Consider the following 7612-nt stretch of genomic DNA (forward strand, 5'->3'; position numbering starts at 1 on the left):
GGAACTGAATCATGAAATTCTTAGATCATCCCACCCGCAATTTGTTCTTCACCGGAAAAGGTGGGGTCGGGAAAACTTCCGTGGCGTGTGCGACGGCAGTCAAGCTTGCGGATGCTGGCAAGAAGGTCTTGCTGGTTTCCACGGATCCGGCCTCCAATCTGGATGAAGTGTTGGGCGTCACGCTCGGCAACCATCCGACGGCGGTTCCGGAAGTTTCAACGCTGTTTGCGATGAACCTGGACCCTGAGAAGTCGGCAGCCGAGTATCGGGAGCGAATGGTCGGGCCGTATCGCGGTCTGTTGCCGGAGGCGGCTTTGAAGAGCATGGAAGAACAGTTCTCAGGATCGTGCACACTTGAGATCGCGGCCTTTGATGAGTTCTCACGCTTGCTTGGGGATCCTTCTGCCACGGCTGAGTTTGAGCATGTCATCTTCGACACCGCGCCAACGGGCCACACGTTGCGGTTGCTCACGTTGCCTTCGGCGTGGGATGGTTTCATGGAACAGAACACGACGGGGACCAGTTGCCTGGGCCCGCTGGCTGGATTGCAGGCTCAGCAGAAGCTGTATCAAGAGTCCGTGAAGGCCCTCGGCGATTCTTCGGCGACCACGCTGGTGTTGGTCGCGCGCGCCGAACCGAGTGCTCTGCGGGAAGCCGATCGAACCAGCGTCGAGCTGGCGGAACTCGGAGTGAAAAATCAGCATCTTGTGGTCAATGGTGTCTTCCAAGCCATCGACTCAAGCGACCCGTATGCAGTCGCTCTGCAACAGCGAGGTGCCACGGCTCTGGACGCGATGCCGGAGGGACTCAATGCTCTGCCGCAAACGATTGTGCCACTCAGCCCCAATGGCATGCTCGGGATCGATTCCCTGCGATTGCTCGGGACGATCGATTCCGCTGCGGTGACCGATGCAATCGGCGAAGGGGCTGATCCGACGAATGAGTTGCCGATGCTGTCTGAGTTGATCGATGATTTGGTGGCTCCCGGCCACGGGGTGATCTTGGCGATGGGCAAAGGTGGTGTTGGCAAGACCACCGTGGCTGCGGCGGTTGCGGTGGCCATTGCGGAACGTGGGTATGACGTCCACCTTTCCACGACCGATCCGGCGGCTCACCTCGCAGCGGCAATGAACGACGAACGCTTGCCAAATCTGTCGGTCAGTCGCATTGATCCGGAAGTCGAAACCGCCAAGTACTCGGCGGAAGTCTTGGGTAAAGCGGGCAAAGACCTGGACGAGCAAGGTAAAGCACTTCTCGAAGAAGATCTGCGATCGCCTTGCACGGAAGAGATTGCTGTCTTCCGTGCGTTTGCCGACGCCGTTGCCAGTGGTGCCAACCAATTTGTCGTGCTCGACACGGCTCCCACGGGGCACACGGTGTTGTTGCTGGATTCCGCGTTGGCCTATCACCGCGAAGTCACACGGCAAACCAGCGAGATGCCAGAAGCCGTGGAAAACTTGCTTCCACGACTCCGCGATCCAGACTTCACCCGCGTGTTGATCGTGACGCTGCCGGAGTCGACGCCGGTGCATGAAGCGGCTTCGCTGCAGCGAGACCTGCGACGCGCCGAGATCGAACCATACGCGTGGGTGATCAATCAAGTGCTGTCGCCGCTGCCCCTGACCGATCCGTTGATGAAACAACGGCAATCGCATGAGCAGCAATACCTGCGGGAAGTCAGCGAGGTTCAGGCCAATCGAGTCGCCATCATTCCCTGGCAACTCGAGCCGCCAACGGGACTGCAGGGGCTCAGTCGCCTGACACATTCGGCCCAAAGCACCTCAGCGTCTTAGGAGATTCCACCATGGCGAAGATTCAAGTGCTCGGCACGGGCTGTTCCAAGTGCGGCTACCTGTTGAAAAACGCAGAAGCTGTCGTGGAGGAGCGGCAAGCGGGCGATACCGTCGAGAAAGTTGACGACATCATGGAAGTGCTCGAGTTCAATCCTTCGGCGCTACCTGCCCTCGCCATCGATGGCAAAGTCGTCTCGGTGGGGACGGTGCCCAGTCCAACCGAGATTCATCAACTCATTGACCAATCAAACCAAAGAGAGAATCTGTGATGAAGACCAAGTCCCTGGTCAGCCTGTTGCTGCTGGCGTTTGTCGCCGTCAGCATTGCCATGGCCATTCGCAAGGTTGGACCGTCAACCGGTTCTGGATCGGCGGAGGCCGTTTCAGCACAAACCACGACCGCGGCGGCAACGCCAGTGGGCCTGCAATCCAAGCTCGCTGAGTCATCGTTCAACGCGGTTTACTTCCACGCGCCGCATCGCTGCCCGACCTGCCGCAAGATCGAGAGCTTTTCTCAGGAAGCACTCACCCCGGAGATCGAAGCAGGCGAGCTCGCATGGCAGATCGCGGACTACACGTCTGACGAGAACTCATCGTTCGTCGATCAGTTCAAGGTCTTCACTTCGACAGTCGTGTTGGTTGAGATGAAAGACGGAGAAGTGGTCCGTTGGAAGAACCTCGAAGAGGTTTGGAATCACACCAGCGATCAAGCCGATTTCACGGCGTTCATCAACGAAGCCTGGTCCGAATTCAAAACGTCTTGATGGGAGATCGTCGGCCATGAATGGCTATTGGATCGCGGCTGGTTCCGCATTGTGGTTGGGGATTTTGACTTCCATCAGCCCCTGCCCGCTGGCGACGAACATCGCGGCGGTGTCGTATGTCAGTCGCAACTTGGGTCAGTCCTGGAAAACCGTTGTCTCCAGTTTGCTGTACACCTTCGGGCGTGTGTTGGCCTACACGGTTCTGGGGACGCTGGTTGTTGCAAGTTTGTTGTCGGCACCGGGGTTGGCGGTTGGACTGCAGAAGTATCTCAACCTCTTTCTGGGCCCACTGCTGATTCTTGTCGGAATGATCTTGTTGGGGCTGATCGAGTTGCCAACGGGGTCTGGCCAAGGGATCCAGCGTCTTCGCGAGAAGTTTGAAAAGCTTGGGTTCGTTGGATCGGCGTTGCTGGGGATTCTGTTTGCGCTCAGCTTTTGCCCCGTGTCAGCCGCCTTGTTCTTTGGCAGTCTGATTCCCTTGGCGGTGAAGAATGATTCTTCTGCTTTCCTGCCGGCTCTGTACGGTGTTGGCACCGGTCTGCCCGTCCTGGTGTTTGCGATCCTGTTGGTGTTTGGCAAGCAGTCGTTTTCCGCGTTCTTCACTAAGGTGACCCATGCAGAAACCTGGCTCCGCCGGATCACTGGTGGCAGCATCTTGGCGGTCGGGATCTACATCACGATCCAGCAAGTTTACTTGAGTTGAGGAGCAGCCTCGCCTTCGCTGGGCATTTCGAATTCAGCAAACGACTTGCTCGTTCGATTGGCATAGGCGACGAGCGCCAACATCACCGGCACCTCCACCAGGACACCCACGATCGTGGCCAGCACCACGGGCGAGGATGCCCCGAACAGCGTGATCGCCACGGCAACCGAAAGCTCAAAGAAGTTGGAGGCACCAATCATGCCCGCAGGCGCCGCGATGCTGTGTCGGCAGTGGAGTTTGTAGCAGACCCCATAGGCCAGGAAGAAAATCAGCACCGTTTGAATGATCAGCGGAACGGCGATCAGCAGGATGTGCAGTGGATTGTTGAGGATCACTTCCCCTTGGAATGAAAAGATCAGCACCAATGTCAGCAGCAAACCCGCAATGGTGATGTTGTTGAATTTCGGCAGGAAAGCGTTTTGGAAGTACTCCTCGCCTTTGGATCGAATCACCAAATGACGAGTCAGGACTCCGCCCGCCAATGGGACCACGACAAACAGAACCACCGAGATGATCAGCGTCATCCAGGGAATCGTGATCCCACCGATGCCCAGCAAGAATGCCACGATGGGGGTGAAGGCAACCAAGATGATCAAGTCATTCGTTGCGACTTGAACGACGGTGTAAGCGGCGTTGCCGCGAGTCAAGTGACTCCAGACAAAAACCATCGCCGTGCACGGCGCGGAACCCAACAGGACGGCACCGGCCAGATAGTCTTTGGCCAGTTCGGGTGAGATCCAGGGCTTGAACACCACGTAGAAGAAAAATGCCGCAATCCCGAACATCGTGAACGGCTTGATCAGCCAGTTGACGATCCAAGTGACAAACAAACCTTTCGGGTTCTTGCCCACATTCTTGATGCTGGCGAAGTCGACCTTCATCATCATCGGGTAGATCATCAACCAGATCAGGAAGGCGATCGGAATCGAAACGTTGGCGTATTCAAACTTGGCGAGGAACTCGGGGATCGCCGGCAGAAACTTCCCGATCAGCACCCCGATCACCATGCACAGAGCGACCCAGTAGGTCAGGTTCTTTTCAAAGAAGCTGATCGCAGTCTTTTCAGCCTTGGTCATGTCGTTTGTCCTTCCGATTTCATGAGCTGGGAGCATTCGTCCCACGTTGGTTCGGTTTAACTTCTTTGCGTCCGCGTCAAGGCGAAGCTTTTTTCGTGTTTCGTTTGGGGCGGCATCCCTCAAATGCCTTCGCGAGGGTGCGAAAGGAGTCGGTGAGGTGCTTGTAACGCACGGCATAGAAAACCGTGCGGCCTTCTTTGGTGGCGGTGAGGACGCCGGCTTTTTCCAGTGCACTCAAGTGGCGTGAAACCACGGACAAGTCCACCACGCAGCATTCCGCGAGTTCGGTGACCGAGCATGGCCTTCCGCACTTGGCCAAACACGAAAGCAGTTTCAACCGCGTCGGTTCACCAAGCGCTTTGAACAGTTCCGCGTCGAGCGAGTCATCGATCGGCCCGCAGCACTGAGAGGCTTCTTGTGGATTCATGATCAACCATTTGCATGCATGTTTGCGTCAGTGTGCAAGCATTGCGGATTGCAAAATGGGTGTCAAGGTGAGTCTTCCCTCTGGGCGGGCCTCGCAAAGCAGCCGATGATGCAAGGAATCAGGACAGGGAATGCGAAATGACTGTCGGGCTGGGTTCATGGAACGGACATTGCCATGCTGAATTCAATCGAGAACATGAATGAGATCGAGAACGCAGATGGAATTGGAGCGGAAGCCAGCCCTGCCACTGGGCGAGTTTGTCACCTTGATGGCGTTGATGATGGCCTTGGTCGCCCTGGCGATCGATGCGATGTTGCCAGCCCTGCCCGTCATTGGGGAGGAATTGGGGGCCACGCACGCCAACGACAGTCAGCTCATCGTGTCCCTGCTGTTCTTGGGCATGGCGCTGGGGCAATTGTTCTTTGGCCCTCTCTCGGACAGCGTGGGCCGGAAACCGGCGCTCAGCGCGGGGTTGGGGCTCTTCATCGTGGGTTCGCTGATTTCGATGTTCGCTGGAAGCTTCACGCTGGTGTTGGTTGGACGTTTTGTGCAGGGGCTCGGCGTGGCTGGCCCGCGAAGCGTGTCGCTGGCGTTGATTCGCGATCAGTATCACGGCCGGTCGATGGCACGCGTGATGTCGTTTGTGATGACGATCTTCATCCTGGTGCCTGTGATCGCACCCACCTTGGGTCAGGGAATTCTGTTGGTGGCGGATTGGCGTGCGATCTTTGGGGTGCTGGCCATTCTCGCCCTGATGCTGTTTGGCTGGTTTGCATGGCGACAGCCAGAAACCTTGTTGTCGGCTCAGCGAGTGCCCTTTTCAACCCGACGGATCCTGCACGTCACCCGTGAGATCGGCACGAATCCGATCGCCTTGGGTTACACGGTGGTCGCCGGTTTGGTGTCGGGAGCGTTTCTGGGTTTCCTGAGTTCGGCACCCCAGATTTTCCAGCAGCAATACGGGCTCGGGTCGCTGTTTCCGATCTACTTCGCTGTGTTGGCTTCGTCTGCGGGAGTGGCGTCGCTCTTGAATGCCAACTTGGTGATGCGATTTGGGATGAGCGTCTTGATCGGACATGCGATGCGTTTGCTGACCGCCACCTCGGTTGTCTTCCTGGGATTCGCGGTCCTGCAGGCAGGCAGTCCCCCGTTGTGGACCACGATGGGCTACCTGCTGGTGATTTTCTTTGCCATCGGGATTCTGTTTGGCAATCTGAATTCGATGGCCATGGAACCACTCGGGCACGTCGCCGGGATAGGCGCGGCTCTGGTGGGCGCTGTTTCGACTTTGATTTCGGTGCCGCTCGGCATCCTGATTGGACACAGTTACAACGAGACCATCGTGCCACTGGTCAGTGGCTTTGCAGTCCTCGGGGCTCTGTCCTTGGTGGTCATGCGTTGGGTGGAAAGCCGTTTTCTACGACCAGCTCTTCCAGGCTGAGTTGTCCTGGTTTCGGCCAAGGTTCTTTGGTGCCTTTGCCGATCGCGACCATGGGGCCCATCACGTGATCGTCGGGAAGGTGGATCAGTTTGGCGACCGCTTCGATATCAAAGCCGATCATCGGGCATGATTGATACCCCATGCCTTGGGCCGCCAGCATCATCGTTTGCATTGCCATGCCGATCGAGCGTTGGGCTTCGTCACGCTGAAGCCACTCGCGGCCTTGATGGAATTCACCCATCCAGTTGACGATCATCTCGGAGATGTCAGTGGGGACATTCACCCAGTAGCGAGAAGGGGCTTTTTCCCAGGCTTTGGTGTCCCCGGTGAACAGCACCAACAACGATGCGTCCGTGATTTGTGACTGGTCGTTCCCGTGTTCCTTGCGAATCTTCGCCCGCAGTTCTGGATCGCGCAGGATCACGAACCGCCAGTGCTGGATGTTGAAACTGGTTGGGGACTGGATTGTGGCTTCGAGCAGCTCCTTCTCTTCCGCATCGGTGAGTTTGTGGGCTGGATCGAATGCCTTGGTGGATCGGCGTTGGTAGATGGCGTCTTTGACTTGCATGGGGGCTTCTTGAGATCGAGTTGTCGGTCGTGGGAGAACAAGAGATGGTTTTTGGAGGCGTCCTTCCGCCCACACGGATGCGGAAGGTCTGCTTGGGATGTCGGCGTACCTGCACGCTCGTCGACCTTGGCAAGGATCGTCTGAATCCGAGTTTTGCGAAACGTCGTGGAGCCGCGACAAGCTGTCGCTGTTGGGACCATCCGAGGGCGGCCGTTTTCGGGACTCGTTCGGGGCCGCGTTCGGTTGGGGGGCATCACAAGAGCCTGTCCCGAAGCGAAATCCGGCGGGAGTTCGAACGAAGCCACTCAGCCGGGCATGTGTGTGGCTGGTGCCTTGGGGATCGCACACTACAATTCGGCAAAAAGCGGCTTGCGTGGTTGGATCCGTTTCCAAACCACTGAATCCTGGCTGCCGAACTTCGCCCTTTGAACTCAAAGAGACTTGTGTGGACTTTCCTGCAATCGTGACAGCCATCTTCGGAGCTTTTGTCGTCTTTGGAGGAGTGATGGGCTATGTCAAAGCGAAAAGCAAAGCTTCGTTGATCGCAGGCGGCATCACGGGGGGGCTCCTCCTGCTGTCAGCGTTCCTGATGGCCCGAGGCATCACAGCCGGGGCAATCTTAGGGATCGTTGTATCGCTCCTGTTGATCGGTCAGTTTGGGCCTTCGCTTGCGAAGAAGTTCAAAGTGATGCCCAACCTGTTGGTGGTCATCCTTGGACTGATCACCCTCGGCACCTTGGTTTTCAGTTTCTTCCGGTAGGTGCGGAGAATGACAGCTGACGAGCCCGTGTTCGATGCGTTGAATCCCCTAAAGACCCCCGTCCCCTTTTCCGTACCCGAA

9 protein-coding genes are annotated in these 7612 nt (G+C 57.2%); 6 read left to right on the top strand and 3 right to left on the bottom strand.

The window, feature by feature from the left end; genetic code table 11:
• The first annotated feature begins 11 nt into the window (after nt 1-11).
• From arsA to RISK_RS02595, 4 genes are read left to right on the top strand one after another with little or no spacing between them, the layout of a single operon-like run.
• Nucleotides 12-1793: an arsenical pump-driving ATPase gene (arsA, locus tag RISK_RS02580; RefSeq protein WP_047812648.1), complete on the top strand. Its 1782-nt coding sequence runs from the start codon at nt 12-14 to the stop codon at nt 1791-1793.
• 11 nt (nt 1794-1804) lie between these two features.
• A complete protein-coding gene (locus RISK_RS02585; protein WP_047812649.1) occupies nt 1805-2062 on the top strand; it encodes a thioredoxin family protein in 258 nt (85 codons plus the stop codon).
• Nucleotides 2062-2556, top strand: coding sequence for a nitrophenyl compound nitroreductase subunit ArsF family protein (locus RISK_RS02590; protein ID WP_047812650.1), 495 nt, complete (start codon nt 2062-2064; stop codon nt 2554-2556). The genes RISK_RS02585 and RISK_RS02590 overlap by 1 nt, the downstream gene beginning before the upstream one ends.
• Nucleotides 2557-2572: 16 nt before the next feature.
• Nucleotides 2573-3259, top strand: a complete 687-nt coding sequence (locus tag RISK_RS02595; RefSeq protein ID WP_047812651.1) for an aromatic aminobenezylarsenical efflux permease ArsG family transporter — start codon at nt 2573-2575, stop codon at nt 3257-3259.
• Here the strand turns inward: RISK_RS02595 and arsB are convergent.
• Nucleotides 3247-4335 carry an ACR3 family arsenite efflux transporter gene (gene arsB, locus RISK_RS02600; RefSeq protein WP_047812652.1) on the bottom strand — a complete coding sequence of 363 codons (1089 nt, stop codon included), beginning with the start codon at nt 4333-4335 and terminating at the stop codon, nt 3247-3249. The two genes, RISK_RS02595 and arsB, sit on opposite strands and share 13 nt — an antisense overlap.
• A gap of 76 nt (nt 4336-4411) precedes the next feature.
• Nucleotides 4412-4762, bottom strand: coding sequence for an ArsR/SmtB family transcription factor (locus tag RISK_RS02605; RefSeq protein ID WP_047812743.1), 351 nt, complete (start codon nt 4760-4762; stop codon nt 4412-4414).
• A 199-nt stretch (nt 4763-4961) separates the two neighbouring features.
• Between RISK_RS02605 and RISK_RS02610 the strand changes: the two genes are divergently transcribed.
• The gene (locus RISK_RS02610; protein WP_236695966.1) at nt 4962-6203 is read left to right on the top strand and encodes a multidrug effflux MFS transporter; all 1242 of its coding nucleotides are present in this window, start codon (nt 4962-4964) and stop codon (nt 6201-6203) included.
• Here RISK_RS02610 and RISK_RS02615 read toward each other — a convergent pair.
• Entirely contained in the window at nt 6154-6771 is a 618-nt protein-coding gene (locus RISK_RS02615; RefSeq protein ID WP_047812654.1) for a nitroreductase family protein, read from the bottom strand. The two genes, RISK_RS02610 and RISK_RS02615, sit on opposite strands and share 50 nt — an antisense overlap.
• 445 nt (nt 6772-7216) lie before the next feature.
• Here RISK_RS02615 and RISK_RS32085 point away from each other — a divergent pair, with 445 nt between their 5' ends.
• Complete coding sequence (locus RISK_RS32085; RefSeq protein ID WP_160311391.1) at nt 7217-7531, top strand: TMEM14 family protein; 315 nt, start codon at nt 7217-7219, stop codon at nt 7529-7531.
• The last annotated feature ends 81 nt before the right edge of the window (nt 7532-7612 follow it).

The organism is Rhodopirellula islandica, from assembly GCF_001027925.1.
In the GTDB taxonomy this organism is placed as follows: Bacteria; Planctomycetota; Planctomycetia; order Pirellulales; family Pirellulaceae; genus Rhodopirellula; species Rhodopirellula islandica.

What these genes read in the sequence shown, in the direction of transcription:
- RISK_RS02615 (WP_047812654.1), bottom strand. Translation starts at nt 6,771, where the DNA reads ATGCAAGTCAAAGACGCCATCTACCAACGCCGATCCACCAAGGCATTC.
- RISK_RS02595 (WP_047812651.1), top strand. Translation starts at nt 2,573, where the DNA reads ATGAATGGCTATTGGATCGCGGCTGGTTCCGCATTGTGGTTGGGGATT.
- arsA (WP_047812648.1), top strand. Translation starts at nt 12, where the DNA reads ATGAAATTCTTAGATCATCCCACCCGCAATTTGTTCTTCACCGGAAAA.
- arsB (WP_047812652.1), bottom strand. Translation starts at nt 4,335, where the DNA reads ATGACCAAGGCTGAAAAGACTGCGATCAGCTTCTTTGAAAAGAACCTG.
- RISK_RS02585 (WP_047812649.1), top strand. Translation starts at nt 1,805, where the DNA reads ATGGCGAAGATTCAAGTGCTCGGCACGGGCTGTTCCAAGTGCGGCTAC.
- RISK_RS02605 (WP_047812743.1), bottom strand. Translation starts at nt 4,762, where the DNA reads ATGAATCCACAAGAAGCCTCTCAGTGCTGCGGGCCGATCGATGACTCG.
- RISK_RS02610 (WP_236695966.1), top strand. Translation starts at nt 4,962, where the DNA reads ATGAGATCGAGAACGCAGATGGAATTGGAGCGGAAGCCAGCCCTGCCA.
- RISK_RS02590 (WP_047812650.1), top strand. Translation starts at nt 2,062, where the DNA reads ATGAAGACCAAGTCCCTGGTCAGCCTGTTGCTGCTGGCGTTTGTCGCC.